The sequence below is a fragment of the Aeromonas sp. QDB62 genome (assembly GCF_027705695.1).
In the GTDB taxonomy this organism is placed as follows: Bacteria; Pseudomonadota; Gammaproteobacteria; order Enterobacterales; family Aeromonadaceae; genus Aeromonas; species Aeromonas allosaccharophila.
In genome coordinates this window covers 1-22415 of sequence record NZ_JAPDCD010000023.1, presented here as the reverse complement: position 1 = coordinate 22415, position 22415 = coordinate 1, and the positions used below count along the sequence as shown (strand labels likewise).

The 22415-nt window shown below is 55.4% G+C and carries 36 protein-coding genes and 1 pseudogene; 33 read left to right on the top strand and 4 right to left on the bottom strand.

The window, feature by feature from the left end; all coding sequences use genetic code 11:
* The first annotated feature begins 56 nt into the window (after positions 1–56).
* The 3 genes from OKC27_RS12905 (at position 57) to OKC27_RS12895 (ending at position 1423) form a co-directional block, all read left to right on the top strand.
* Positions 57–290: a flagellar basal body rod C-terminal domain-containing protein gene (locus OKC27_RS12905; protein WP_005340632.1), complete on the top strand. Its 234-nt coding sequence runs from the start codon at positions 57–59 to the stop codon at positions 288–290.
* A gap of 1 nt (position 291) precedes the next feature.
* The gene (locus OKC27_RS12900; RefSeq protein WP_182938458.1) at positions 292–1059 is read left to right on the top strand and encodes a putative metalloprotease CJM1_0395 family protein; all 768 of its coding nucleotides are present in this window, start codon (positions 292–294) and stop codon (positions 1057–1059) included.
* 85 nt (positions 1060–1144) lie between these two features.
* The gene (locus OKC27_RS12895; RefSeq protein WP_042059175.1) at positions 1145–1423 is read left to right on the top strand and encodes a hypothetical protein; all 279 of its coding nucleotides are present in this window, start codon (positions 1145–1147) and stop codon (positions 1421–1423) included.
* 70 nt (positions 1424–1493) lie between these two features.
* Here the strand turns inward: OKC27_RS12895 and OKC27_RS12890 are convergent, their stop codons facing one another.
* Positions 1494–3803 carry a Tex family protein gene (locus OKC27_RS12890; RefSeq protein WP_182938457.1) on the bottom strand — a complete coding sequence of 770 codons (2310 nt, stop codon included), beginning with the start codon at positions 3801–3803 and terminating at the stop codon, positions 1494–1496.
* A gap of 202 nt (positions 3804–4005) precedes the next feature.
* Positions 4006–4479, bottom strand: coding sequence for a transcription elongation factor GreB (greB, locus tag OKC27_RS12885; RefSeq protein ID WP_042059173.1), 474 nt, complete (start codon positions 4477–4479; stop codon positions 4006–4008).
* 247 nt (positions 4480–4726) lie between these two features.
* Between greB and ompR the strand changes: the two genes are divergently transcribed.
* A complete protein-coding gene (ompR, locus tag OKC27_RS12880; RefSeq protein ID WP_005340625.1) occupies positions 4727–5449 on the top strand; it encodes an osmolarity response regulator transcription factor OmpR in 723 nt (240 codons plus the stop codon).
* Positions 5446–6756: a two-component system sensor histidine kinase EnvZ gene (gene envZ / locus OKC27_RS12875; protein WP_182938456.1), complete on the top strand. Its 1311-nt coding sequence runs from the start codon at positions 5446–5448 to the stop codon at positions 6754–6756. The genes ompR and envZ overlap by 4 nt, the downstream gene beginning before the upstream one ends.
* A 52-nt stretch (positions 6757–6808) precedes the next feature.
* On the opposite strand, the gene OKC27_RS12870 is transcribed toward envZ, so the two are convergent.
* Entirely contained in the window at positions 6809–7735 is a 927-nt protein-coding gene (locus OKC27_RS12870; protein ID WP_058052487.1) for a DMT family transporter, read from the bottom strand.
* A gap of 378 nt (positions 7736–8113) precedes the next feature.
* Here OKC27_RS12870 and rpsJ point away from each other — a divergent pair, with 378 nt between their 5' ends.
* From rpsJ to rplQ, 28 genes are all read left to right on the top strand, one after another.
* Complete coding sequence (rpsJ, locus tag OKC27_RS12865; RefSeq protein ID WP_005307944.1) at positions 8114–8425, top strand: 30S ribosomal protein S10; 312 nt, start codon at positions 8114–8116, stop codon at positions 8423–8425.
* Positions 8426–8447: 22 nt separating this feature from the next.
* On the top strand, positions 8448–9080 hold the full coding sequence (gene rplC, locus OKC27_RS12860) for a 50S ribosomal protein L3 (RefSeq protein ID WP_005340620.1): 633 nt from the start codon (positions 8448–8450) through the stop codon (positions 9078–9080).
* Positions 9081–9097: 17 nt separating this feature from the next.
* Positions 9098–9703, top strand: coding sequence for a 50S ribosomal protein L4 (gene rplD / locus OKC27_RS12855; protein ID WP_025325386.1), 606 nt, complete (start codon positions 9098–9100; stop codon positions 9701–9703).
* The gene (gene rplW, locus OKC27_RS12850) at positions 9700–10002 is read left to right on the top strand and encodes a 50S ribosomal protein L23 (protein ID WP_005331199.1); all 303 of its coding nucleotides are present in this window, start codon (positions 9700–9702) and stop codon (positions 10000–10002) included. Before rplD ends, rplW begins: the two co-directional genes overlap by 4 nt.
* A gap of 15 nt (positions 10003–10017) precedes the next feature.
* Positions 10018–10839: a 50S ribosomal protein L2 gene (gene rplB / locus OKC27_RS12845; protein WP_005340614.1), complete on the top strand. Its 822-nt coding sequence runs from the start codon at positions 10018–10020 to the stop codon at positions 10837–10839.
* Positions 10840–10861: 22 nt separating this feature from the next.
* Positions 10862–11140 (top strand): 30S ribosomal protein S19, encoded by a 279-nt coding sequence (gene rpsS, locus OKC27_RS12840; RefSeq protein WP_005307960.1) that lies wholly within the window; start codon positions 10862–10864, stop codon positions 11138–11140.
* A gap of 10 nt (positions 11141–11150) precedes the next feature.
* On the top strand, positions 11151–11495 hold the full coding sequence (rplV, locus tag OKC27_RS12835) for a 50S ribosomal protein L22 (RefSeq protein ID WP_005319741.1): 345 nt from the start codon (positions 11151–11153) through the stop codon (positions 11493–11495).
* A 3-nt stretch (positions 11496–11498) separates the two neighbouring features.
* Positions 11499–12212 carry a 30S ribosomal protein S3 gene (gene rpsC, locus OKC27_RS12830; RefSeq protein WP_005307962.1) on the top strand — a complete coding sequence of 238 codons (714 nt, stop codon included), beginning with the start codon at positions 11499–11501 and terminating at the stop codon, positions 12210–12212.
* Positions 12213–12225: 13 nt separating this feature from the next.
* Positions 12226–12639 (top strand): 50S ribosomal protein L16, encoded by a 414-nt coding sequence (gene rplP, locus OKC27_RS12825; RefSeq protein ID WP_005340612.1) that lies wholly within the window; start codon positions 12226–12228, stop codon positions 12637–12639.
* Positions 12639–12830, top strand: a complete 192-nt coding sequence (gene rpmC / locus OKC27_RS12820) for a 50S ribosomal protein L29 (RefSeq protein ID WP_005307965.1) — start codon at positions 12639–12641, stop codon at positions 12828–12830. Before rplP ends, rpmC begins: the two co-directional genes overlap by 1 nt.
* Positions 12830–13078 carry a 30S ribosomal protein S17 gene (gene rpsQ / locus OKC27_RS12815; protein WP_033138836.1) on the top strand — a complete coding sequence of 83 codons (249 nt, stop codon included), beginning with the start codon at positions 12830–12832 and terminating at the stop codon, positions 13076–13078. The genes rpmC and rpsQ overlap by 1 nt, the downstream gene beginning before the upstream one ends.
* A gap of 147 nt (positions 13079–13225) precedes the next feature.
* Positions 13226–13594: a 50S ribosomal protein L14 gene (gene rplN, locus OKC27_RS12810; RefSeq protein WP_005307975.1), complete on the top strand. Its 369-nt coding sequence runs from the start codon at positions 13226–13228 to the stop codon at positions 13592–13594.
* An 11-nt stretch (positions 13595–13605) separates the two neighbouring features.
* On the top strand, positions 13606–13923 hold the full coding sequence (gene rplX, locus OKC27_RS12805) for a 50S ribosomal protein L24 (protein ID WP_005307977.1): 318 nt from the start codon (positions 13606–13608) through the stop codon (positions 13921–13923).
* A gap of 13 nt (positions 13924–13936) precedes the next feature.
* On the top strand, positions 13937–14476 hold the full coding sequence (gene rplE / locus OKC27_RS12800) for a 50S ribosomal protein L5 (protein WP_005331162.1): 540 nt from the start codon (positions 13937–13939) through the stop codon (positions 14474–14476).
* 10 nt (positions 14477–14486) lie between these two features.
* Entirely contained in the window at positions 14487–14792 is a 306-nt protein-coding gene (gene rpsN, locus OKC27_RS12795) for a 30S ribosomal protein S14 (protein WP_005340609.1), read from the top strand.
* A gap of 21 nt (positions 14793–14813) precedes the next feature.
* Positions 14814–15206 carry a 30S ribosomal protein S8 gene (gene rpsH, locus OKC27_RS12790; RefSeq protein WP_005307980.1) on the top strand — a complete coding sequence of 131 codons (393 nt, stop codon included), beginning with the start codon at positions 14814–14816 and terminating at the stop codon, positions 15204–15206.
* A 13-nt stretch (positions 15207–15219) separates the two neighbouring features.
* Complete coding sequence (rplF, locus tag OKC27_RS12785; protein WP_005340607.1) at positions 15220–15753, top strand: 50S ribosomal protein L6; 534 nt, start codon at positions 15220–15222, stop codon at positions 15751–15753.
* A gap of 9 nt (positions 15754–15762) precedes the next feature.
* Positions 15763–16116: a 50S ribosomal protein L18 gene (gene rplR, locus OKC27_RS12780; protein ID WP_005340606.1), complete on the top strand. Its 354-nt coding sequence runs from the start codon at positions 15763–15765 to the stop codon at positions 16114–16116.
* 14 nt (positions 16117–16130) lie between these two features.
* Complete coding sequence (gene rpsE, locus OKC27_RS12775) at positions 16131–16631, top strand: 30S ribosomal protein S5 (RefSeq protein ID WP_005340605.1); 501 nt, start codon at positions 16131–16133, stop codon at positions 16629–16631.
* A gap of 6 nt (positions 16632–16637) precedes the next feature.
* A complete protein-coding gene (gene rpmD / locus OKC27_RS12770; protein ID WP_005307985.1) occupies positions 16638–16817 on the top strand; it encodes a 50S ribosomal protein L30 in 180 nt (59 codons plus the stop codon).
* A 2-nt stretch (positions 16818–16819) separates the two neighbouring features.
* A complete protein-coding gene (gene rplO, locus OKC27_RS12765; RefSeq protein ID WP_033138839.1) occupies positions 16820–17257 on the top strand; it encodes a 50S ribosomal protein L15 in 438 nt (145 codons plus the stop codon).
* Positions 17258–17265: 8 nt separating this feature from the next.
* On the top strand, positions 17266–18594 hold the full coding sequence (gene secY / locus OKC27_RS12760; protein ID WP_042059159.1) for a preprotein translocase subunit SecY: 1329 nt from the start codon (positions 17266–17268) through the stop codon (positions 18592–18594).
* A gap of 27 nt (positions 18595–18621) precedes the next feature.
* On the top strand, positions 18622–18735 hold the full coding sequence (gene rpmJ / locus OKC27_RS12755) for a 50S ribosomal protein L36 (RefSeq protein ID WP_005319705.1): 114 nt from the start codon (positions 18622–18624) through the stop codon (positions 18733–18735).
* Positions 18736–18874: 139 nt separating this feature from the next.
* On the top strand, positions 18875–19231 hold the full coding sequence (gene rpsM, locus OKC27_RS12750; RefSeq protein ID WP_005307991.1) for a 30S ribosomal protein S13: 357 nt from the start codon (positions 18875–18877) through the stop codon (positions 19229–19231).
* Positions 19232–19245: 14 nt separating this feature from the next.
* Positions 19246–19635 (top strand): 30S ribosomal protein S11, encoded by a 390-nt coding sequence (rpsK, locus tag OKC27_RS12745; RefSeq protein WP_005319702.1) that lies wholly within the window; start codon positions 19246–19248, stop codon positions 19633–19635.
* A gap of 39 nt (positions 19636–19674) precedes the next feature.
* A complete protein-coding gene (gene rpsD / locus OKC27_RS12740; protein ID WP_005340600.1) occupies positions 19675–20295 on the top strand; it encodes a 30S ribosomal protein S4 in 621 nt (206 codons plus the stop codon).
* A 25-nt stretch (positions 20296–20320) separates the two neighbouring features.
* Positions 20321–21310, top strand: a complete 990-nt coding sequence (locus tag OKC27_RS12735; protein WP_005307997.1) for a DNA-directed RNA polymerase subunit alpha — start codon at positions 20321–20323, stop codon at positions 21308–21310.
* 43 nt (positions 21311–21353) lie between these two features.
* A complete protein-coding gene (rplQ, locus tag OKC27_RS12730; RefSeq protein ID WP_005307999.1) occupies positions 21354–21737 on the top strand; it encodes a 50S ribosomal protein L17 in 384 nt (127 codons plus the stop codon).
* A 284-nt stretch (positions 21738–22021) separates the two neighbouring features.
* Here rplQ and OKC27_RS22915 read toward each other — a convergent pair.
* Positions 22022–22163: pseudogene (locus tag OKC27_RS22915) on the bottom strand (gamma carbonic anhydrase family protein); the annotation flags it as partial.
* Between the last annotated feature and the right edge of the window lie 252 nt (positions 22164–22415).

Sequence of the window (22415 nt, the reverse complement as noted above, 5' to 3'; positions counted from 1 at the left end):
CTTCATTAATCCTCTGGTCTGGCGGATAATTAAGCTGTGACCAGAGGAGTAACATCATGCGTATTGATTCTGCCTTCAACAGCGGGGTACAGGGATTTCAGCGAGCCGAGCAGATTGCCGACAAGGCATCCAATCAGATCGCCCGCCTCAACACCCCCAGCGGGGATCAGGTGCAAGTGACCGATGAGCTCGTCAATCTCAAGGTGGCCGAGCAGCAGGCTGGCGCTTCCGCCAAGGTAGTGCAGACCGCCAGCGATATGATGGGAACCCTGATCGACATCCGGGTGTGAGATGAACATCAATGTCAGTCTGCCCCCCCTTATTCCGACACAGCTGCAACCCCAGGTGGAAGCGGCCAGGACGGATAATCGCCGGGCAGAACTGATCCCGCAGGCCCGACAGGGTCAAGCCTCAAGTGCCGAATCCGAAGTCGGCTCCCAGAAAGAGAAATCCAAAGCCGGTCAGGCCTCCAGCAATCAAAGCTCCCAGAACAGCCGTGAAACAGGGCAACCGGCGCCGACGACCTTGCCAGACAATCGCTTTGTCGAGGCAACCGGTGAGGATGGGCAGCGCAAGCAGCAAGATCCCAAACAGCAGGAGCAGCAACAGCGGCAAGAGCAGCAGGTTCAGGATCTGATCGAGCGTGATCAGGAGGTACGCACCCACGAGCAGGCCCACCAGTCAGCGGGTGGAGAGTACGCCAGCTCGCCCACCTATCAGTTTACGCAAGGGCCGGATGGCAAGCGTTATGCGACGGGTGGCGAAGTCCAGATAGATACCAGTGCCGTGCCCGGTGACCCTGCCGCCACCATCGCCAAAATGCAGCAGATACGCTCTGCGGCGCTGGCGCCTGCCGAGCCTTCCGCGCAGGATCTGGCCGTCGCGCGCAGCGCCGCCGCGAGTGAAGCCAAGGCGCGCAAAGAGCTGATGGCCGAGCAGAGCTCGAAATCGGGCGGTGTGCTGAGCGCCTATATGGACAAGCGTAACAGCGTCATCGCCGGACGCTATCAGCAGGCCGTCAGCCCGGCCGCTAACCAGTCCCTCAGCCTGCATATCTGAATCACGCTCGCCAAACTTTCAGCTGCGTTACCTGTTTTGCAACTAATCTGAAGATCAGGCCCATTCCAATTTCACAGGAGCTGTCATGCATTTCGATGAAGTCAAAGCGGAAGATTTCACCACCTTCTCCCGTGTACCACCCCCCCACCTGCAGATGGAGCAGTTTCTGATGCAGCTCGGAGGAGGGGGAACCGAAGGAACCCATTTCAAGAAAAAAGTCATGCTGGCGGCTGGCTGGAGCCACACCGGCGTCGTCTCTTACGGCAAGTATCCGCAAGAGGCCTGCAAGGCATTCAATCGACTGCGGGAGGTGCTGGCCCAGCATGGAGAGCCCGAGAGCATTCTTGCCGCACTGGCCCAGTAATCCTGTACTTCGCGTGTAAAAAAGCCCCTTGCGGGGCTTTTTGCATTCAGAGGGCTTCTGGAAGGCTTCGTTACTTTTTCGCTTTGGAGAGCGCCGCCGCAAAGGCGTTGCCCATGGCTCCACCCATAGGGGTGCTTTGTCGTGGCTCATTTCTTGGCTTGGCGTTGCCAGCGCTGCTGTTGCGCGTTTCAGCCGGTTTGCGGGCCGGTTGTCCCGCTTTCTCGTCGAGGCGCATGGTCAGGCTGATCCGCTTGCGCGGTGCATCCACCTCCAGCACCTTGACCCGCACAATGTCGCCCGCCTTGACCACCTCGCGAGGATCCTTGACGAAGCGGTCGGTCAGGGAGGAGATGTGCACCAGCCCATCCTGATGAACACCGATATCGACGAAGGCGCCGAAGTTGGTGACGTTGGTGACCACCCCTTCCAGTACCATCTCGGGCACCAGGTCGCTGATCTTCTCCACCCCTTCCTTGAAGGTCGCGGTTTTGAACTCGGGGCGAGGGTCGCGGCCCGGCTTGTCCAGCTCGCCGATGATGTCGGTGACGGTGGGCACGCCGAATTGTTCATCGGTGTAGTCGGCCGGTTTCAGGCTGCGCAGCAGGCTGCTGTTGCCGAGCAGGCTCTCCACGGTCTGCTCCAGCCTGGCGAGGATCCGCTCCACCACCGGATAGGACTCCGGGTGCACCGCCGAGCTGTCGAGGGGATTGCTGCCGCCGCGAATGCGCAGGAAGCCGGCGCACTGTTCGAAGGCTTTGGGGCCGAGTCGGCTCACTTTCAGCAACTGCTGACGGCTCTTGAAGGCGCCGTTCTCGTCCCGGTAGGCGACGATGTTCTGGGCCAGCGTCTGGGATAGGCCGGAAACCCGGTTGAGCAGGGCGACCGAGGCGGTATTCACATCGACACCGACCGCGTTTACGCAATCCTCGACCACCGCATCCAGTCGGCGGGCCAGCTGGCTTTGGCCTACGTCGTGCTGATACTGGCCCACCCCGATGCTCTTGGGGTCGATCTTGACCAGCTCGGCCAGCGGGTCTTGCAGGCGGCGGGCGATGGAGACAGCGCCACGGATGGAAACGTCGAGATCCGGGAACTCCTGAGAGGCGAGCTCGGAGGCGGAGTAGACCGAGGCCCCCGCTTCGCTCACGACTATCTTCTGCGCCTTGGCGGCGGGGTAGCGCTCGAACAGATCGCTGACCAGCCGGTCGGTCTCCCGCGAGGCGGTACCGTTGCCGATGCTGATGAGCTCGACCTTGTGTTTCTGGCACAGCTCGCTCAGGGTCTTGAGGCTCTGTTCAATCTGGCGTTTTGGTTCGAATGGATAGATGGTGGCGTGATCGACCAGCTTGCCGGTGGCATCGACTACGGCCACCTTGACCCCGGTGCGGATGCCCGGATCCAGCCCCATGGTGCAGCGCATGCCGGCCGGGGCTGCCATCAGCAGATCCTTGAGGTTCATGGCGAATACCTTGATCGCCTCGTCTTCGGCTGATTCGCGGATGCGGCCGATCAGCTCGGTCTCCATCTGCAGCGACAGCTTGATCTTCCAGGTCCAGCTCACCACCCCATGCAGCCATTTGTCGGCCGGGCGGTTCTGCAGATTGAGCTTGAGATGGTGGGCAATGATCCCTTCGCAGGGGCTGGCACTCTCATCGTCACCGGTGACCAGCGCCAGATTGAGGATCCCCTCGTTGCGGCCGCGCAGCATGGCCAGCACCCGGTGGGAGGGGGCCTTGTGTAGTGGTTCGTCGTGCTCGAAGTAATCCTTGAACTTGGCCCCTTCCTGCTCCTTGCCTGCCACCACGCGGGCGCGCAGGGTGGCGTTCTGCCACAAGTAGTCGCGCAGCTTCTCCAGCAGGTCTGCCTGCTCGGCGAAGCGTTCCATCAGGATATAGCGGGCGCCGTCGAGGGCGGCCTTGCTGTCGGCAATGCCCAATTCGACATTGAGGAAGGCGGCGGCCGCTTGCTCGGGATCCTGCATCGGATCGGTGAGAAACAGGTTGGCCAGCGGCTCCAGCCCGGCTTCGATCGCCATCTGTCCCTTGGTGCGGCGCTTGGGCTTGTAGGGGAGGTAGAGGTCTTCCAGCCGGGTCTTGCTGTCGGCGCCGTTCAATTCGCGGGCCAGTTCGGGGGTCAGCTTGCCCTGCTCCTCGATGGAACGAATGATCACCTGACGGCGATCTTCCAGCTCACGCAGATAGCCGAGGCGGCTCTCCAGAGTACGCAACTGGCTATCGTCCAGACCGCCGGTCACCTCTTTACGGTAACGGGCGATAAAGGGCACGGTCGAGCCTTCATCCAGCAGGCGCACCGCGGCCTGCACCTGCTCCGGGCGAGCATTGAGCTCACCGGCAATCTGTCTCTCTATGGTTTGCATCATGATGTTGTTGAGGGCCTCTGTGGTCGAGTCCGCGCCATCAGGCGCCAAATGTGAGCACTATATGGGGTCGTATGTCGGGATGCCACCCTGCGCCGGGGTCACCGTCAGTCAGATTGATAGGGCCGCAGGGGAGGGCGCTTATCTTGCCTTGGCACCTGCTGCTCAGGATGTGCCTGTGGCAAGCAGCCCGCCAGCAGTCCGACTATTTGGGGTAGCTGATTTCGTTGATATACCAGCAGGCGTCACCGACTGGCGTACGGACGATGGCTTCGTCCCCGACCTCTTTCTTGAGCAGGGCGCGAGCCATGGGGGAGTCGATGGAGATGTAATCCTTGCGCTCGAAGATCTCGTCATAACCGACGATGCGAAAACGCTTGGTCTCGCCCTCTTCGTTTTCCACTTCGACCCAGGCACCGAAGAACACCTTGCCCTCCTGTGCGGGGGCATAGTCGACGATCCCCAGCTCTTCAAGGCATTTGCGCAGGTAGCGTACCCGCCGGTCGATCTCCCGCAGCCGCTTCTTGTTGTACTGGTAGTCGGCATTTTCGCTGCGATCCCCCAGGCTGGCAGCCCATGCCACCTTCCTGGTGACCTCGGGGCGCTCCTGACGCCACAGGAAATCGAGCTCTTCTTTCAGCTTGTTGTAGCCTTCGCGGGTGATCAGCTTTGTCTTCATGGTGATGCGGACCTGGTCAAAGAGGGGTAATCATCGCTAACTGCTCGGGAATATTAGCTTTTGTCCCTTTTCTGTCGAGATAAATCGTACTGGTCTGGCTGGATCCCTCAAGAGGGTGGTGGCGAGGTCGGTGACTTGATGGCCGTCACGCTCTCGGGATGGGTAATAACCGGTAACATATTTATGCTTTGCTCCCGTGATATCGCCCCCTAGTATTGGTGGCAGCTAAAGAATAAGAGGCAAAGCAATGAGTCAGCAGCAATACAAGGTCCTGGTCGTGGACGATGACCTGAAATTACGTTCCCTGTTGGAACGCTATCTCACCGAGCAGGGATTCGTGGTGCGCGGCGTGGCCAATGGCGAACAGGCCGATCGCTTGCTGACTCGTGAAAACTTCAGCCTGATGGTGCTCGACCTGATGTTGCCGGGGGAGGATGGGCTCTCCATCTGCCGTCGTCTGCGGGAAGCGGGCAACCAGATCCCGGTGCTGATGCTCACCGCCAAGGGGGATGAAGTGGATCGCATCGTCGGGCTCGAGATGGGGGCTGATGACTATCTGCCCAAGCCGTTCAATCCCCGCGAACTGCTGGCACGGATCCGTGCCGTGTTGCGCCGCCATACCGTCGAGTTGCCGGGGGCTCCCTCTGCAGCAGAGAAGGTGGTCAACTTCGGTGCCTTCCAGCTCAATCTGGCTACCCGCGAGCTGAGCCGGGATGGTGAGCCGATGGCGCTCACCAGCGGTGAGTTTGCGGTGCTCAAGGTGCTAGTCAGCCATCCGCGCGAGCCGCTCTCCCGCGACAAGCTGATGAATCTGGCCCGTGGCCGCGAATATACCGCCACCGAGCGCAGCATCGACGTGCAGGTTTCCCGCTTGCGCCGCCTGCTGGAGCAGGATCCGGCCCAGCCTCGTTACCTGCAGACCGTCTGGGGTCTGGGGTATGTGTTCGTGCCAGATGGTGACGGTGCATGAAAAAGGTCGACAGCATGTTCTCGCGCATGCTCTGGTTTCTGGCCGCCGTTCTGGTGGTCTATCAAGCGGTCTCCTACGTTACCTTTTACAACTATCTGCTGGCGCCAACCGTCAAGCAGATCAGTCACTTGCTGGCCAATCAGGTCAAATTGATCTTTCCGGTTAATACCGAGCAGCTGGCGCTGAGTGAAGATGCCGAGGCGCTGGTCTATGTGACGACCGGTACCGACATCTACACCCAGAGCGAGGCGGTGCAGCATGGCTTCAACGATGCCAAGCCATACCCCTATCTGGAGGAGAACATCAGCCGCGAACTGGGTGGCCCGGCCAAGGTGCGGGTCGAGATCCAGGATCACTACATCATCTGGATCCAGCCGCCGCAGGCCAGCAAAATTTGGGTGCGGATCCCGCTGACCGAGATCGAAGATGACGATATCGAACCCCTCATTATCTATCTGAGCGTGCTGCTGGTGATCACCCTGTTTGCGGCCTGGCGCTTTGCCCGCCAGCTGGTGCGCCCGCTCGAGGATCTCGAGGCTGGCGCGGTGGCGGTGGCCAAGGGGCATTTCCCCGAGGCGCTGGGGGAGTTGGGGTCACGGGAAGTGCGGCGGCTGACCCGCACCTTCAACCACATGTCGCACTCCATCAAGAGCCTGATCGAGGAGCGTAATCTGATGATGGCGGGGGTTTCCCACGATCTGCGCACCCCGCTGACCCGCATCCGGCTGGCCACCGAGATGATGTCCTCCGGTGACGAGTACCTCAAGGAGAGCATCAATTCCGATATTGATGAGTCCAATGCCATCATCGATCAGTTCATCGACTATATCCGCCCTGATGAGGGGCAGGACCTGATGCCGATCGACCTGACCCAGCTGGTGCACGATACCTTGCTGATCTACTCGGAGCAGGGGTTGGAGGTGGAACTGGCGCTGCCGCAGGATGCGGTGCGGGTGGCCTGCAATCCGGTCAGCATGCGACGGGTGTTGAACAACCTCTCAAGCAACTCGCTGCGTTATGGGGCGAGCAGGCTGCATGCCGAATTGAAGGACGATGGTCACTGGGTGCGCTTGCGCCTGTCAGATGATGGCCCCGGTATTCCCGAGCAGGATTATGCCCGGGTACTCAAGCCCTTCACCCATGGCAATGTGGCACGCACCGTCGGTGGTAGCGGTCTTGGTCTGGCGATTGTGGCCAAGATAGTTGCCCAGCACCACGGCACAATTCGGCTGGGGAGCTCGGATCTCGGCGGCCTGCTGGTTGAGGTGCGATTGCCGAAACACCAGCCGCAGGAGTGGATGGATTGAAAGAAGGGCGTATCGGTGGATACGCCCTTCTGCATTATCAGACCACTTTTTGTCAGAGCACTTTCTCTGGAGTGGTGGTGGCAGCCTTGCGGTAACGCTTGCCATATCTCAGCTGCTGGATCAGCAGGGCCGCCACGATCAATCCCAGCCCGATAGGCGTGGCTGGGTGGATCGCCTCGCCAACCAGCAGGTTGAGCAGCACCAGCGAGGCAAATGGCGAGATGAAGATAAGGTTGCTGATGGGGGCCGTGTTGGTGGCATGGCGCATCGCCATCAGCCAGAGCACGAAGCCAAACCCCATCTCGATGATCCCGACATAAATGGCACCCAGCCAGCCTTGCCAGGCGGTCAGCTGGAAGTCGGCCAGCAGCCAGGTGGCGAGCACGATGAAGGGGAGGCTGATAATGAAACCAAGCAGCAGGCTGACGACGGGATCTCCCTGATTGCGGGTATTGAGGATCCAGTAACTGGCCCAGATCAGGGTTGAGAGCAGCACCAGTGCCACCCCCAGGGGATTGTCAAAGTGCAGTCCGAAGACATCCCCCTTGGTGGCAATGACCAGCGCTCCGAAATAACCCAGCACGATAGCCACCCCGTCGCGGCGGCGCAGGGTCTGGCCGAGGAATGGCACCGAGAGCAGCGTGAGGGTGATGGCCCAGGTGTAGCTGAGGGTCTGTGCCTGCTGGGCCGGCAGCAGATCATAGGCTTTGAACAGCAGCAGGTAATAAAGGAAGGGATTCATCACCCCCAGCATCAGGTAATAGAGCGGGCGGCTGCGCAGATAGCTGCAGAGCAGCGGCAGTTTGCCCTGCTTGAGCACTATGGTGCCCAGCAGCAGGGTCGAGGTTAGCGCCGCAACCAGCAGCAGTTGCACCGGCGCAAAATAGGTGAGGGAAATCTTGAAGGCCGTTGCCACCGTGGACCAGAGCGCCACGGCGCAGAGTGCGTACTGGTAGGCTTTCTTTTGATCTTTGATCATTGCTGTCGTGTCATGAACGGAAGAAAGCGGCAGTCTATCAGCCCATTGACGAGCTTGTCGTGACGCCGGACATTCCTTGAGGTGATTCCTGTCATGGACGTGCCTTTTCGGGGACGGTGACAGAGATCCATCTGTCACAGAAAATTGTGCACAATCTGTTCGCCCTCTCTTGCGCAAATTGAAAAAATCCGTATAATCCCCTCCGCTTACCCATGAGGTAAGCCAGACGATATGTCTGCTGCTGAGTTTACTGCTTGCAGAGACCAGCCATACAGTCCTCCCGATATGGGAGGAAACGTGAAAAATCACACCTCTGGCGGGAGAAATCTCGGTCGGGCGGTGTTGATTTATGTTCTTTTATCTATTGGAGCTCTGTCAATGCAGAACCAAAGAATCCGTATCCGCCTGAAGGCTTTTGATCATCGCCTGATTGATCAATCCACTGCGGAAATCGTTGAAACTGCAAAGCGCACTGGCGCGCAGGTTCGCGGTCCTATTCCGCTGCCGACTCGCAAAGAGCGCTTCACCGTCCTGATCTCCCCGCACGTCAACAAAGATGCGCGTGATCAGTACGAGATCCGCACTCACAAGCGTCTGGTAGACATCGTTGAGCCGACTGACAAGACCGTAGACGCCCTGATGCGTCTGGATCTGGCAGCTGGTGTAGACGTCCAGATCAGCCTGGGTTAATTACGGAAAGAGGTTGATAACAATGACAATCGGTCTTGTAGGTCGCAAAGTGGGTATGACTCGCATCTTCACTGAAGATGGCGTTTCTATCCCGGTGACTGTTATCGAAGTTGAAGCTAACCGTGTAACTCAGGTCAAATCTGTAGAAACCGACGGCTACAACGCTATTCAGGTTACCACTGGCGCCAAAAAAGCCAGCCGTGTGACCAAGCCGGAAGCTGGCCACTTCGCCAAAGCTGGTGTAGAAGCCGGTCGCGGTCTGTGGGAATTCCGCCTGAACAACGGTGAAACTTTCACTGTTGGTAGCGAGCTGAAAGTAGATCTTCTCGCTGACGTTAAGCTGGTAGACGTTACTGGCACATCCAAAGGTAAAGGTTTTGCTGGTACTGTTAAGCGCCACAACTTCCGCACCCAGGATATGACCCACGGTAACTCCTTGTCTCACCGCGTTCCGGGTTCTATCGGTCAGAACCAGACTCCGGGTCGTGTATTCAAGGGCAAAAAGATGGCTGGTCACATGGGTGCTGAGCGTGTAACGACTCAGAACCTGGAACTGGTTCGTGTTGACGCTGAACGCAACCTGCTGCTCATCAAAGGCGCAGTACCGGGTGCAACCAACGGCAACGTGATCGTCAAACCTGCCGTCAAAGCGTAACGTCTGAGGAGATAGTAATGGAATTGGTAATGAAAGACGCCAAGAGCGCTCTTGAAGTTTCCGAGACTACCTTCGGGCGCGAATTCAACGAAGCTCTGGTTCACCAGGTCGTCGTTGCATATGCCGCTGGTGCCCGTCAGGGTACTCGTGCGCAGCTGACTCGCTCTGAAGTGTCTGGTGGCGGCAAAAAGCCGTGGCGTCAGAAGGGTACTGGTCGTGCCCGTGCTGGCTCCATCCGTTCGCCCATCTGGCGTTCCGGTGGTGTGACTTTTGCTGCTAAGCCGCAAGATCACAGCCAGAAAGTAAACAAGAAGATGTACCGCGGCGCTATCCGTAGCATTCTGTCCGAGCTGGTACGTCAAGAGCGCCTGATCGTTGTCGAGAAATTCGGCATCGAAGCGCCGAAGACCAAAGAACTGATCGCCAAGCTGAAAGAGATGGAACTGACTGACGTTCTGATCGTGACTGCTGAAGTCGATGAGAACCTGTTCCTGGCTGCTCGCAACCTGTACAAGGTCGACGTGCGTGATGTTGCCGGTATCGACCCGGTCAGCCTGATCGCCTTCGACAAGATTCTGATGACTGCTGACGCAGTTAAGCAAATCGAGGAGATGCTGGCATGATCCGCGAAGAACGTCTGTTGAAAGTTCTGAAGGCTCCGCACATCTCTGAAAAGAGCACCATGGTCGCAGAAAAGCAGAACACTATCGTGTTCAAAGTTGCTGTTGATGCCACCAAGGCGGAAGTCAAAGCTGCAGTTGCGAAACTGTTCGAGGTCGAAGTTGAGACCGTCCGTACCCTGAACATGAAGGGTAAGACCAAGCGCTCAGGTGCGCGTGTAGGCCGTCGTTCCGATTGGAAAAAGGCTTATGTGACCCTGAAAGCTGGTCAGGACATCGACTTCATGGGCGCAGCCGAGTAAGAGGAGTTCTCAAAAATGGCAATCGTTAAGTGCAAGCCTACTTCTCCGGGCCGCCGTCACGTCGTCAAGATCGTCAATCAAGAGCTGTACAAGGGTAAGCCCTTTGCCGCTCTGCTGGACAGCAAAAGCAAGTCCGGTGGTCGTAACAACAACGGCCGTATCACTACCCGTCATATCGGTGGTGGTCACAAGCAGCACTACCGTATCGTCGACTTCAAACGCGACAAAGACGGTATCCCGGCTAAAGTAGAGCGCCTGGAATACGATCCTAACCGTACCGCTAACATCGCTCTGGTGTTGTATGCAGACGGTGAGCGTCGTTACATCCTGGCTCCGAAAGGCCTGAAAGCTGGTGACGCAATCGCTTCTGGTGCTGATGCAGCCATCAAGGTAGGTAACGCCCTGCCGATGCGCAACATCCCGGTTGGTTCTACCGTTCACGCTGTAGAGATGAAGCCTGGTAAAGGTGCCCAGCTGGCTCGTTCCGCTGGTACTTTCATCCAGATCCTGGCTCGTGAAGGTAACTATGTAACTCTGCGTCTGCGTTCCGGCGAAGTACGTAAAGTTCTGGCCGAGTGCCGCGCTACCATCGGTGAAGTCGGTAACTCCGAGCACATGTTGCGTCAACTGGGTAAAGCCGGTGCAAACCGCTGGCGTGGTATTCGTCCGACCGTTCGCGGTATGGCGATGAACCCGGTTGATCACCCGCACGGTGGTGGTGAGGGTCGTAACAAAGGCATGCAGCCTGTGTCCCCATGGGGCCAGAAGGCTAAAGGCTTCAAGACCCGTAAGAACAAGCGTACCGACAAGTACATCGTACGTCGTCGTAACAAGTAATTGTTAACATAGAGGAATCACCATGCCACGTTCTCTCAAGAAGGGTCCATTTATTGACCTGCACTTGCTGAAGAAGGTAGAGAAAGCGGTGGAAAGCGGGGATAAAAAGCCGGTTAAGACCTGGTCCCGTCGTTCAATGATCATCCCGAACATGATCGGTTTGACCATCGCTGTCCATAATGGTCGTCAGCACGTTCCGGTTTTCGTTACCGAAGAAATGATCGGTCACAAACTGGGTGAATTCGCACCGACTCGTACTTATCGCGGCCATGCTGCTGATAAGAAGGCTAAGAAGCGCTAAGGGATAAATGATGGAAGCTATCGCTAAACACCGTTATGCCCGTACTTCTGCCCAGAAAGCTCGTCTGGTAGCCGATCAAGTACGTGGTCTGTCCGTAGACAAGGCTCTGAATATCCTGACCTTCAGCCCGAAAAAGGCTGCTGTGCTGGTTAAGAAAGTGCTGGAATCTGCCATTGCAAACGCTGAGCACAACGAAGGCGCCGATATCGACGCGCTGCGTGTTGCTACTATCATGGTCGACGAAGGTCCCTCCATGAAGCGCATCCGTCCGCGTGCCAAAGGTCGTGCGGATCGTATCCTCAAGCGTACCGCTCACATCACTGTAGTGGTATCCGACGCTAAGGCTGGGAGATAAGCAATGGGTCAGAAAGTACATCCTAATGGCATTCGCCTGGGTATTACCAAGCCTTGGAATTCTACCTGGTTCGCGAACACCAAAGACTTCGCTGACAACCTGTACAGCGATTTTCAAGTACGCCAGTTCCTGACCAAGGAACTGAAAAACGCGTCCTTGTCCAAGATCACCATTGAGCGTCCGGCCAAGAGCATCCGTGTGACCATTCACACCGCTCGTCCGGGTGTTGTCATCGGTAAGAAAGGCGAAGACGTTGAGAAACTGCGCAAAGCTGTAGCCACTATTGCTGGCGTGCCTGCTCAGATCAACATTTCCGAAGTCCGCAAGCCGGAGCTGGATGGCAAACTCGTTGCCGACAGCATCACTTCCCAGCTGGAGCGTCGTGTAATGTTCCGTCGTGCTATGAAGCGCGCCGTACAGAACGCAATGCGCCTGGGTGCCAAGGGCATCAAAGTGGAAGTTTCCGGTCGTCTGGGCGGCGCTGAAATCGCGCGTACCGAATGGTACCGTGAAGGTCGTGTGCCGTTGCACACCCTGCGTGCCGACATCGACTACGCAACTTCTGAAGCCCACACCACTTACGGTGTGATCGGCGTTAAAGTTTGGATCTTCAAGGGCGAAGTTCTGGGCGGTCTGGCTGCTGTTAACGCTGCCGCTGCTCAAGAGCAAGCTCCTGCAAAGCCCAAGCGTGACAACAAGCGCCGCGCTGCTAAGTAAGGAGATTCGGTAAATGTTGCAACCTAAGCGTACTAAATTCCGCAAGACCCACAAGGGTCGTAACCGCGGTCTGGCCACCTCTGGTAACGAAGTATCCTTCGGTACCTTTGGCCTGAAGGCGACATCCCGTGGTCAACTGACTGCTCGTCAAATCGAAGCAGCCCGTCGTGCCATGACCCGTCACGTTAAGCGTCAAGGTAAGATCTGGATCCGTGTGTTCCCGGACAAGCCCATCACCGAAAAGCCCCTCGAAGTTCGTATGGGTAAAGGTAAGGGTAACGTGGAATACTGGGTTTGCCCGATCCAGCCTGGCAAGGTTCTGTACGAGATGGACGGTGTACCTGAGGCTCTGGCGCGTGAAGCGTTTGCCCTGGCCGCAGCTAAGCTGTCTGTTCAGACCACTTTCGTAATTAAGACGGTGATGTGATGAAAGCCCAAGATCTGCGTCAAAAGAGCGTCGAAGAACTGAACCAGGAGCTGCTGGGCCTGCTGCGTGAGCAATTCAACATGCGCATGCAAGCGTCCACCGGCCAGCTGGCTCAGACTCACACTCTGAAACAAGTGCGTCGTGACGTCGCACGTATCAAGACTGTACTGACTGAGAAGGCAGGTGCGTAATGACTGACAAGATCCGTACTCTGCAAGGTCGTGTAATCAGCGACAAGATGGACAAGTCCATCACTGTTGCTATCGAGCGCAAGGTAAAGCACCCGATCTACGGTAAGATCATCAAGCGCACTACCAAGCTGCACGTGCATGACGAGACCAACGAGTGTAAAGCAGGCGATCTCGTGGAAATCCGCGAATGCCGCCCGCTGTCCAAGACCAAGTCCTGGACCCTGGTTGCGATCTTAGAAAAGGCCTAATCGGTACTTTGTAGTCCAAACGGCCCCCTTCAGGGGCCGTTTGTTTTTTAGGCTACCTTTTCTAAAAATCCTGTGTTATAGTTTCGCGCCTTTTGAAGGCAGCCAGATCCCATCAGGGATAAGAAGTAAACAAAGCGGAGCACTAAGATGATCCAGATGCAAAGTATGCTGGGTGTTGCCGACAACTCCGGCGCTCGCAGTGTAATGTGTATTAAGGTTCTGGGTGGCTCGCACCGCCGTTACGCCGGCATCGGCGACATCATCAAGGTTTCCATCAAGGAAGCTATTCCTCGCGGTAAAGTGAAGAAAGGTGATGTGTATAACGCGGTGGTCGTACGCACCCGTAAAGGCGTTCGTCGTCCGGACGGCTCTGTCATCCGTTTCGACAACAATGCGGCTGTGTTGCTTAACAACAACCAACAGCCAATCGGTACTCGTATTTTTGGCCCGGTGACCCGTGAACTGCGTAATGAGAAGTTCATGAAGATTGTGTCCCTGGCACCCGAAGTACTGTAAGGAGTCGAACGATGGCAGCTAAAATCCGTCGCGAAGACGAAGTGATCGTACTTACCGGCAAAGACAAGGGCAAGCGTGGCAAAGTCACTCAAGTCCTGATTGCAAAAGGTAAGGTAATCGTTGAAGGCATCAACCAGGTGAAGAAACACCAGAAGCCGGTACCCGCACTGGGTCAGGCTGGCGGTATCGTCACCAAAGAAGCCCCCATCGATGTATCAAACGTAGCGCTGTTCAACTCTGCCACTGGCAAAGCTGACCGCGTTGGTTTCCGGATTGAAGACGGCAAAAAAGTCCGTTTCTTCAAATCCACCGGCGAACTTGTGAAGTAATTGGAGTTTAACGATGGCGAAACTGCATGATTACTACAAATCCGATGTAGTAAATGAACTGTCAAAGCAGTTCGGTTACAAGACTATCATGCAAGTCCCTCGGATCGAGAAAATCACCCTGAACATGGGTGTTGGTGAAGCGATCTCTGACAAGAAATTGCTGGAAAATGCTGCTGCCGATATGGCTGCCATTTCCGGTCAGAAGCCGCTGATCACCAAAGCTCGCAAATCTGTTGCGGGCTTCAAGATTCGTGAAGGCTACCCGATAGGTTGTAAAGTAACCCTGCGTGGCGAGCGTATGTGGGAGTTCCTGGAACGGCTGATCTGCATCTCCGTACCGCGTATCCGTGACTTCCGTGGCCTGAACGCTAAAGCGTTCGACGGTCGTGGTAACTACTCCATGGGCGTGCGTGAGCAGATCATCTTCCCGGAAATCGACTATGACAAAGTCGATCGCGTCCGTGGTCTGGATATCACCATCACCACTTCCGCGAATACCGATGAAGAAGGCCGTGCTCTGCTGGCTGCCTTTAACTTCCCATTCCGCAAGTAAGGTTAGGGTTATGGCTAAAACATCCATGAAAGCGCGCGAAGCAAAGCGTGCCAAGCTGGTAGCCAAGTACGCGACCAAGCGTGCCGAGCTGAAAGCTATCATCGTTGACATGAACGCTTCTGAAGAAGCGCGTTGGGATGCTGTACTGCAACTGCAACAGCTGCCCCGTGATTCCAGTCCGTCCCGCCAGCGTAACCGTTGCAATATTACTGGTCGTCCGCACGGTTTCCTGCGCAAGTTTGGCCTGTCTCGCATCAAGGTGCGTGAGCATGCCATGAAGGGCGAAATTCCGGGCCTGAAGAAGGCTTCTTGGTAACGAATCTCGGGAGTTAGACTTATGAGCATGCAAGATCCGATCGCGGATATGCTGACCCGCATCCGTAACGGTCAGGCGGCGAGCAAAGTTGCGGTTTCCATGCCTTCTTCCAAGCTGAAAGTGGCTATCGCCAAAGTGCTGAAAGAAGAAGGTTACATCGCTGGCTACTCCGTAGCTGGTGACGTGAAGCCGGAACTGGAAATTGAACTGAAATATTTCCAGGGCAAGCCAGTTGTAGAACTGATCCAACGCGTAAGCCGTCCAGGCCTGCGTATTTACAAGCGCACTACTGATCTGCCGAAAGTTATGGGCGGTCTCGGTGTTGCTATCGTGTCCACGTCTAAAGGTGTGATGACTGACCGTGCTGCTCGCAAAGCAAGCATGGGCGGTGAGATCATCTGCTACGTCGCTTAATAGGAGGTAGGAAATGTCTCGTGTTGCTAAGGCACCCGTCACTATTCCTGCTGGCGTAGAGGTGACTCTGAACGGCCAGGAACTGACCATCAAAGGTGGTAAAGGTTCTCTGGTTCGCTCTATTCACGCCGGTGTAGAAGTGACCAAAGAAGACAATGTACTCAAGTTCGCCCCGCGCGGCAGCATCGCTGGTGCTGACGCTCAGGCCGGTACTGCCCGTGCATTGGTCAACAACATGGTAATCGGTGTTACCCAAGGCTTCGAGCGCAAGCTGCAGCTGGTTGGTGTAGGTTATAAAGCCTCCATCAAGGGCAATGCTGTTGCGCTGGCTCTGGGCTTCTCTCACCCGGTAGAGCATGCGCTGCCGGCTGGTGTGACCGCTGAGTGCCCGACTGCTACAGAAATCGTTCTGCGTGGCGTCGACAAGCAGCTGGTTGGCCAAGTCGCCGCCGATATCCGTGCTTACCGCGCTCCGGAGCCCTACAAGGGCAAGGGTGTACGCTATGCCAACGAGCAAGTGCGTACTAAAGAAGCTAAGAAGAAGTAAGGTAACACTATGGACAAGAAAGCAGCTCGTCTCCGTCGTGCTACTCGTGCTCGGAAAAAGATGCAGGAACTGGGAGCCACCCGTCTGGTTGTTCACCGTACCCCGCGTCATATCTATGCGCAGGTTATTGCAGCCAACGGTTCCGAAGTTCTGGCCTCTGCTTCCACAGTAGAGAAAGCCATCAGTGAAGCTCTGAAATACACCGGTAATGCAGATGCTGCTACCGCTGTAGGTAAAGCTATCGCTGAGCGTGCTATTGCCAAAGGCGTTCAGAACGTATCTTTCGATCGTTCCGGTTTCAAGTATCACGGTCGCATTGCTGCTCTGGCAGCTGCCGCACGTGACGCTGGTCTTCAGTTCTAAGCTAGGAGTCGAAGATGGCTAAAGTCGAATCTCAAGCCGGCGAACTGCAAGAAAAGCTCATTGCAGTAAACCGTGTTTCGAAAACTGTTAAAGGTGGTCGTATCATGTCCTTCACCGCGTTGACCGTGGTGGGTGATGGTAACGGCCGTGTAGGTTACGGTTACGGTAAAGCCCGTGAAGTTCCGGCTGCTATTCAAAAAGCAATGGAACAGGCTAAGCGTAACCTGAACAAGGTTGAGCTGAACAACGGCACTCTGCACCACCCGGTGCGTGGTGTTCACTCTGGCTCCACCGTGTTCATGAAGCCGGCCTCTCAAGGTACTGGTATCATTGCAGGCGGCGCCATGCGTGCTGTTCTGGAAGTTGCCGGTATCCACAACGTGCTGGCCAAGACCTACGGTTCCACCAACCCAATCAACGTTGTTCGCGCAACTGTAGACGCTCTGGTTCACGGTCAATCACCGGAACAGATCGCTGCCAAGCGTGGTCTGCGCGTTGAAGAAATTCTGGGGTAATGCGACATGGCTAACACTGTAAAAGTAACTCAAACTCGCAGCTCTATCGGCCGTCTGCCAAAGCACAAGGCGACTCTGCGTGGTCTGGGTCTGCGTCGCATTGGTCACACCGTTGAGCTGGAAGATACTCCTTGCGTACGCGGCATGATCAACCAGGTTTATTACATGGTTAAGGTGGAGGGCTAAGCATGCGTCTGAACACTCTGTCTCCGGCCGCTGGTTCCAAGCCTGAAAAACAACGTCGTGGCCGTGGTATCGGCTCCGGCCTGGGCAAGACTGGTGGTCGTGGTGTTAAAGGCCAAACCTCTCGTTCCGGTGGCGGCAAAGTCCGCAACGGTTTCGAAGGCGGCCAGATGCCTTTGAAAATCCGTCTGCCGAAGTTCGGTTTCTTCTCTCGCAAATCTTTGGTTTCTGCCGAAGTGCGTCTGAACGAAATCGCCATGGTGGAAGGTGATGTGGTCGATCTGAGCACTCTGAAGCAAGCCGGTGTTGTTACTAAGAACATCGTATTCGCTAAAGTTGTTCTGTCTGGCAACATTGACCGTGCTGTGACCGTTCGTGGTCTGTCCGTCACCAAAGGTGCACGTGCAGCCATCGAGGCCGCTGGCGGTAAAATCGAGGAATAATCAGTACAATGGCTAAGAAACCAGGATTGGATGTTAAAGCACAGGGTGGTCTGAGTGAACTGAAGAGCCGTCTGCTCTTCGTTCTCGGGGCGATTATCGTTTTCCGTGCAGGCTCTTATGTGCCGATTCCTGGTATTGACGCCGCCGTACTGGCCGAGTTGTTCCAGCAACAGAAGGGCACCATCATTGAGATGTTCAACATGTTCAGTGGTGGTGCACTCTCGCGTGCTTCTATTCTTGCGTTGGGGATCATGCCGTACATTTCGGCGTCGATCATTATCCAGCTGCTGACTGTGGTTCACCCCGCTCTTGCTGAACTCAAGAAAGAAGGTGAATCCGGCCGTCGCAAGATTAGCCAATATACCCGTTGGGGCACGCTGGTTTTGGGAACTTTCCAGGCAATTGGTATTGCAACCGGTCTGCCGAATATGATGCATGGACTCGTGACTCATCCGGGTTTAGGCTTCTATTTCACAGCGGTTGTAAGTCTGGTCACCGGTACCATGTTTTTGATGTGGTTGGGTGAACAGATTACCGAGCGTGGGATTGGTAATGGTATCTCGTTGATTATTTTCACGGGTATCGTTGCTGGTCTGCCGCATGCCATTGGCGCTACGGCCGAACAGGCACGTCAAGGGGAATTGCACATCCTGCTGTTGTTGTTGCTGGGCTTGATTGTTTTCGCAGTGACTTACTTTGTGGTGTTCGTGGAGCGTGGTCAGCGTCGTATCGTCGTTAACTATGCCAAGCGTCAACAAGGCCGCCAGGTATTCGCCGCGCAAAGCACACACCTGCCGTTGAAAGTGAATATGGCCGGTGTGATTCCTGCGATTTTCGCATCCAGTATCATCCTCTTCCCGGGGACCATTACCTCTTGGTTTGGTCAGGGCGAGGGTAAAGTAGCTGACATCCTGCAACAGGTCTCTATGGTCCTGCAGCCGGGTCAACCGCTTTACGAGATGCTGTATGCAGCAGCCATTATCTTCTTCTGCTTCTTCTATACCGCGCTGGTGTTCAACCCCCGCGAGACAGCAGATAATCTGAAGAAGAGTGGAGCCTTTATCCCGGGGATTCGCCCGGGCGAGCAGACAGCACGTTACATCGATAAGGTTATGACTCGCCTGACATTGGCAGGTGCGCTCTATATAACCTTTATCTGTCTGGTACCCCAGTTCTTGATGACTGCCTGGAACGTACAGTTCTACTTCGGTGGCACTTCGCTGCTGATTATCGTGGTAGTTATCATGGACTTCATGGCTCAGGTACAAACCCATATGATGTCTCATCAATATGGCGACGTCCTGAGGAAGGCCAACCTGAAGGGCTACGGCCGCTAAAGGTCGGCGTAGTTACGGAGTTAAGCAATGAAAGTTCGTGCTTCCGTTAAGGCAATCTGCCGTAACTGCAAAATCATCAAGCGTCACGGTGTGGTGCGTGTGATTTGCAGCGAGCCAAAGCATAAACAGCGCCAAGGCTAATTTTTTACGGTTAGTACTTGCAACAAATAGTTGTGCTGGCTAATATAGCCAGCCAACTTTTGTTGTGTATTGGTTGACCGCCACGTATCCGCTCACGGGCTTTGTGGTGGTCGTAATCTACTATATGTAGGAGTGAATAGTGGCCCGTATCGCTGGCATTAACATTCCTGACCATAAGCATGCAGTCATCGCTTTGACTGCGATTTATGGCGTCGGTCGTACCCGCTCCAAGGCCATCTGTGCCGCAGCCGGTATCGCTGAGAATGTGAAAATTAAAGACCTGGACGAAGCTCAGATCGAGAGTCTGCGTGAACAAGTAGGGAAATTCACCGTTGAAGGTGACCTGCGTCGTCAGATTTCCATGAACATCAAGCGATTGATGGATCTGGGTTGCTACCGTGGTTTGCGTCACCGTCGTAGCCTGCCTGTTCGTGGTCAACGTACCAAGACCAACGCTCGTACCCGTAAGGGTCCGCGCAAGGCTATCAAGAAGTAACGGGAAGGTAGAAAATGGCTAAAACTCCGACTCGTGCTCGCAAGCGCGTTAAAAAGCAAGTGAGCGACGGTATTGCGCACGTTCATGCATCTTTCAACAACACAATCGTGACCATTACTGACCGTCAGGGCAACGCTCTGTCATGGGCTACCTCTGGTGGTTCAGGTTTCCGTGGTTCCCGTAAGTCCACTCCGTTTGCTGCCCAGGTAGCTGCTGAGCGTGCTGGTGAGATCGCCAAAGAATACGGCGTGAAGAACCTGGAAGTCATGGTCAAAGGTCCGGGTCCCGGTCGTGAGTCTTCCATCCGCGCTCTGAACGCGGCTGGTTTCCGCATCACTAATATTACTGATGTGACTCCGATCCCGCACAACGGTTGTCGTCCTCCCAAGAAGCGCCGCGTATAACGCAGTAGCAACTTGGTCTAGGATTGTTGGAGAAAGAAGATGGCAAGATATATCGGTCCTAAGCTTAAGCTTAGCCGTCGTGAGGGCACCGACCTCTTCCTGAAGTCTGGTGTTCGTGCGATTGATTCTAAGTGCAAGATTGACACCGCCCCTGGTCAGCACGGTGCGCGTAAAGCGCGTCTGTCCGACTACGGTGTTCAGCTGCGCGAGAAACAAAAAGTTCGTCGTATCTACGGCGTATTGGAAAAACAGTTCCGCAACTACTACCGCGACGCTGCCCGTCAAAAGGGTAACACCGGTGAAAACCTGTTGCAGCTGCTGGAAGGTCGTTTGGACAACGTTGTTTACCGTATGGGCTTCGGCGCTACCCGTGCTGAATCTCGTCAGCTGGTGAGCCACAAGGCCATCATGGTAAACGGTCGCGTTGTGAACATTCCTTCTTTCCAGGTTTCCCCTGAGGACGTGATCTGCGTTCGTGAGAAGGCTAAGAAGCAAGCGCGTATCAAAGCTTCCCTGGAAGTTGCTGGTCAGCGTGAGAAGCCGACTTGGGTAGAGGTTGACGCCGCTAAAATGGAAGGTGCTTTCAAGCGTCTGCCAGAGCGTTCCGACCTGTCTGCCGACATTAACGAACAGCTGATCGTCGAGCTTTACTCCAAGTAAAGCTAGCTTCTAAAGAGAGGACACAATGCTGGGTTCTGTAACAGATTTTCTTAAACCGCGGCTAGTTGACATCGAGCAAGTTAGCCCGACTCATGCGAAAGTGACTCTTGAGCCGCTTGAGCGTGGCTTTGGTCACACGCTGGGCAACGCCCTGCGTCGTATTTTGCTGTCATCTATGCCCGGTTGTGCAGTTACTGAAGTCGAAATTGACGGGGTACTGCATGAGTACAGCAGCAAAGAAGGTGTACAGGAGGACATTCTTGAAATCCTGCTCAACCTGAAAGGTATCGCTGTGAAGCTGGAAGGCAAGGACGAGGTAACTCTGTCCCTGACCAAGTCTGGAACAGGCCCCGTTACCGCTGGTGATATCACTCACGGTGATGAAGTCGAGATCGTAAACCCGGAGCACGTAATCTGCCACCTGACTGGTGCCAATGCTGAAATCAGCATGCGCCTGAAAGTTCAGCGCGGTCGTGGTTATGTGCCTGCTTCTGCTCGTGTTCACAACGATGACGAAGAGCGTCCGATTGGTCGCCTGCTGCTGGACTCCGCGTTCAGCCCCATCGTTCGTATTGCCTACAATGTTGAGGCAGCACGTGTGGAACAGCGTACCGACTTGGACAAGCTGGTCATCGACATGGAGACCAATGGCACCCTGGATCCTGAAGAAGCCATCCGTCGTTCTGCCACTATTTTGGCCGAGCAACTGGAAGCCTTCGTGGATCTGCGCGATGTCAGCGTGCCCGAGAAGAAAGAAGAGAAACCCGAGTTTGATCCGATTCTGCTACGTCCTGTCGATGATTTGGAGCTGACAGTTCGTTCTGCGAACTGTCTGAAGGCAGAAGCTATCCACTATATTGGTGATCTGGTACAGCGTACTGAGGTTGAGTTGCTTAAGACTCCTAACCTTGGTAAGAAGTCCCTGACTGAGATCAAGGACGTGTTGGCCTCCCGTGGTCTGTCTCTTGGCATGCGCCTTGAGAACTGGCCGCCCGCCAGCATCGCTGACGAGTAATCCAGATTACGGGTTTCACAGATTTAGTTAGAAGGATAAGGTCATGCGCCATCGTTTGAGTGGTCGTCAACTGAATCGGAACAGCAGCCATCGTCAGGCAATGTTCCGCAACATGGCCAGCTCCCTGGTTCGTCATGAGATCATCAAGACGACTCTGCCTAAGGCAAAAGAGCTGCGTCGTGTAGTTGAACCGCTGATCACCCTTGCCAAGACTGATAGCGTTGCTAATCGTCGTCTGGCATTTGCCCGCACTCGCGACAACGCGATCGTGGCTAAGCTGTTCAATGAACTGGGCCCGCGCTACCTGGAGCGCGCTGGCGGTTATACTCGCATTCTGAAATGCGGTTTCCGTGCTGGCGACAACGCCCCTATGGCTTATATTGAGCTGGTAGACCGCCCGGCAGCTGCTGAAGCAGCTGCTGAGTGATAAAGAAAAAGCCGGGCTTGTCCCGGCTTTTCTTTTAATGAATTCTGATACTGCCTCAACTGCCTCAACTGCCTCAACTGCCTCAACTGCCTCAACTGCCTCAACTGCCTCAACTGCCTCAACTGCCTCAACTGCCTCAACTGCCTCAACTGCCTCAACTGCCTCAACTGCCTCAACTGCCTCAACTGCCTCAACTGCCTCAACTGCCTTCTCTCATTATTCAACTCTTCTATATAGGAGCTAAGAGCCGTTCCGAACCTGGTGTAATACGGAATTGCTCACTTTACTTGCGTATCGTCGGCCAGCTCGATATCACACCACCAGTGTCGCGCAGGGATCTACATATGCCCGTTTGCCCAATTGCGGGCGTTTTCCCTTGTAGGGTCTCAGTCGCAAGTCCATCTTGGCCTCCTTGTTTTCGGCCATTCTAGCAATCCAAAACCGGTTTCTGTGGATAAGTTTGTATAAAAGCTGTGGTTGGATATGAATAACTAAAAAAGTGCCCTTTTTTGCAATTTTATTGCCGATGAGGGGTTGCCAGAAAGATTCAACTCCCTATAATGCGCCTCCATCGACAGGGCAAGCGGCAACGCAAACGCCTAAGTCGATAACCTCGAAAAGCCTTTGAAAATAAGGCTTGACTCGAGAAGGCGGTTGAGTAGAATTCCACTCCCGCAG

What these genes read in the sequence shown, in the direction of transcription:
- OKC27_RS12905 (WP_005340632.1), top strand. Translation starts at nt 57, where the DNA reads ATGCGTATTGATTCTGCCTTCAACAGCGGGGTACAGGGATTTCAGCGA.
- OKC27_RS12900 (WP_182938458.1), top strand. Translation starts at nt 292, where the DNA reads ATGAACATCAATGTCAGTCTGCCCCCCCTTATTCCGACACAGCTGCAA.
- OKC27_RS12895 (WP_042059175.1), top strand. Translation starts at nt 1,145, where the DNA reads ATGCATTTCGATGAAGTCAAAGCGGAAGATTTCACCACCTTCTCCCGT.
- OKC27_RS12890 (WP_182938457.1), bottom strand. Translation starts at nt 3,803, where the DNA reads ATGATGCAAACCATAGAGAGACAGATTGCCGGTGAGCTCAATGCTCGC.
- greB (WP_042059173.1), bottom strand. Translation starts at nt 4,479, where the DNA reads ATGAAGACAAAGCTGATCACCCGCGAAGGCTACAACAAGCTGAAAGAA.
- ompR (WP_005340625.1), top strand. Translation starts at nt 4,727, where the DNA reads ATGAGTCAGCAGCAATACAAGGTCCTGGTCGTGGACGATGACCTGAAA.
- envZ (WP_182938456.1), top strand. Translation starts at nt 5,446, where the DNA reads ATGAAAAAGGTCGACAGCATGTTCTCGCGCATGCTCTGGTTTCTGGCC.
- OKC27_RS12870 (WP_058052487.1), bottom strand. Translation starts at nt 7,735, where the DNA reads ATGATCAAAGATCAAAAGAAAGCCTACCAGTACGCACTCTGCGCCGTG.
- rpsJ (WP_005307944.1), top strand. Translation starts at nt 8,114, where the DNA reads ATGCAGAACCAAAGAATCCGTATCCGCCTGAAGGCTTTTGATCATCGC.
- rplC (WP_005340620.1), top strand. Translation starts at nt 8,448, where the DNA reads ATGACAATCGGTCTTGTAGGTCGCAAAGTGGGTATGACTCGCATCTTC.
- rplD (WP_025325386.1), top strand. Translation starts at nt 9,098, where the DNA reads ATGGAATTGGTAATGAAAGACGCCAAGAGCGCTCTTGAAGTTTCCGAG.
- rplW (WP_005331199.1), top strand. Translation starts at nt 9,700, where the DNA reads ATGATCCGCGAAGAACGTCTGTTGAAAGTTCTGAAGGCTCCGCACATC.
- rplB (WP_005340614.1), top strand. Translation starts at nt 10,018, where the DNA reads ATGGCAATCGTTAAGTGCAAGCCTACTTCTCCGGGCCGCCGTCACGTC.
- rpsS (WP_005307960.1), top strand. Translation starts at nt 10,862, where the DNA reads ATGCCACGTTCTCTCAAGAAGGGTCCATTTATTGACCTGCACTTGCTG.
- rplV (WP_005319741.1), top strand. Translation starts at nt 11,151, where the DNA reads ATGGAAGCTATCGCTAAACACCGTTATGCCCGTACTTCTGCCCAGAAA.
- rpsC (WP_005307962.1), top strand. Translation starts at nt 11,499, where the DNA reads ATGGGTCAGAAAGTACATCCTAATGGCATTCGCCTGGGTATTACCAAG.
- rplP (WP_005340612.1), top strand. Translation starts at nt 12,226, where the DNA reads ATGTTGCAACCTAAGCGTACTAAATTCCGCAAGACCCACAAGGGTCGT.
- rpmC (WP_005307965.1), top strand. Translation starts at nt 12,639, where the DNA reads ATGAAAGCCCAAGATCTGCGTCAAAAGAGCGTCGAAGAACTGAACCAG.
- rpsQ (WP_033138836.1), top strand. Translation starts at nt 12,830, where the DNA reads ATGACTGACAAGATCCGTACTCTGCAAGGTCGTGTAATCAGCGACAAG.
- rplN (WP_005307975.1), top strand. Translation starts at nt 13,226, where the DNA reads ATGATCCAGATGCAAAGTATGCTGGGTGTTGCCGACAACTCCGGCGCT.
- rplX (WP_005307977.1), top strand. Translation starts at nt 13,606, where the DNA reads ATGGCAGCTAAAATCCGTCGCGAAGACGAAGTGATCGTACTTACCGGC.
- rplE (WP_005331162.1), top strand. Translation starts at nt 13,937, where the DNA reads ATGGCGAAACTGCATGATTACTACAAATCCGATGTAGTAAATGAACTG.
- rpsN (WP_005340609.1), top strand. Translation starts at nt 14,487, where the DNA reads ATGGCTAAAACATCCATGAAAGCGCGCGAAGCAAAGCGTGCCAAGCTG.
- rpsH (WP_005307980.1), top strand. Translation starts at nt 14,814, where the DNA reads ATGAGCATGCAAGATCCGATCGCGGATATGCTGACCCGCATCCGTAAC.
- rplF (WP_005340607.1), top strand. Translation starts at nt 15,220, where the DNA reads ATGTCTCGTGTTGCTAAGGCACCCGTCACTATTCCTGCTGGCGTAGAG.
- rplR (WP_005340606.1), top strand. Translation starts at nt 15,763, where the DNA reads ATGGACAAGAAAGCAGCTCGTCTCCGTCGTGCTACTCGTGCTCGGAAA.
- rpsE (WP_005340605.1), top strand. Translation starts at nt 16,131, where the DNA reads ATGGCTAAAGTCGAATCTCAAGCCGGCGAACTGCAAGAAAAGCTCATT.
- rpmD (WP_005307985.1), top strand. Translation starts at nt 16,638, where the DNA reads ATGGCTAACACTGTAAAAGTAACTCAAACTCGCAGCTCTATCGGCCGT.
- rplO (WP_033138839.1), top strand. Translation starts at nt 16,820, where the DNA reads ATGCGTCTGAACACTCTGTCTCCGGCCGCTGGTTCCAAGCCTGAAAAA.
- secY (WP_042059159.1), top strand. Translation starts at nt 17,266, where the DNA reads ATGGCTAAGAAACCAGGATTGGATGTTAAAGCACAGGGTGGTCTGAGT.
- rpmJ (WP_005319705.1), top strand. Translation starts at nt 18,622, where the DNA reads ATGAAAGTTCGTGCTTCCGTTAAGGCAATCTGCCGTAACTGCAAAATC.
- rpsK (WP_005319702.1), top strand. Translation starts at nt 19,246, where the DNA reads ATGGCTAAAACTCCGACTCGTGCTCGCAAGCGCGTTAAAAAGCAAGTG.
- rpsD (WP_005340600.1), top strand. Translation starts at nt 19,675, where the DNA reads ATGGCAAGATATATCGGTCCTAAGCTTAAGCTTAGCCGTCGTGAGGGC.
- OKC27_RS12735 (WP_005307997.1), top strand. Translation starts at nt 20,321, where the DNA reads ATGCTGGGTTCTGTAACAGATTTTCTTAAACCGCGGCTAGTTGACATC.
- rplQ (WP_005307999.1), top strand. Translation starts at nt 21,354, where the DNA reads ATGCGCCATCGTTTGAGTGGTCGTCAACTGAATCGGAACAGCAGCCAT.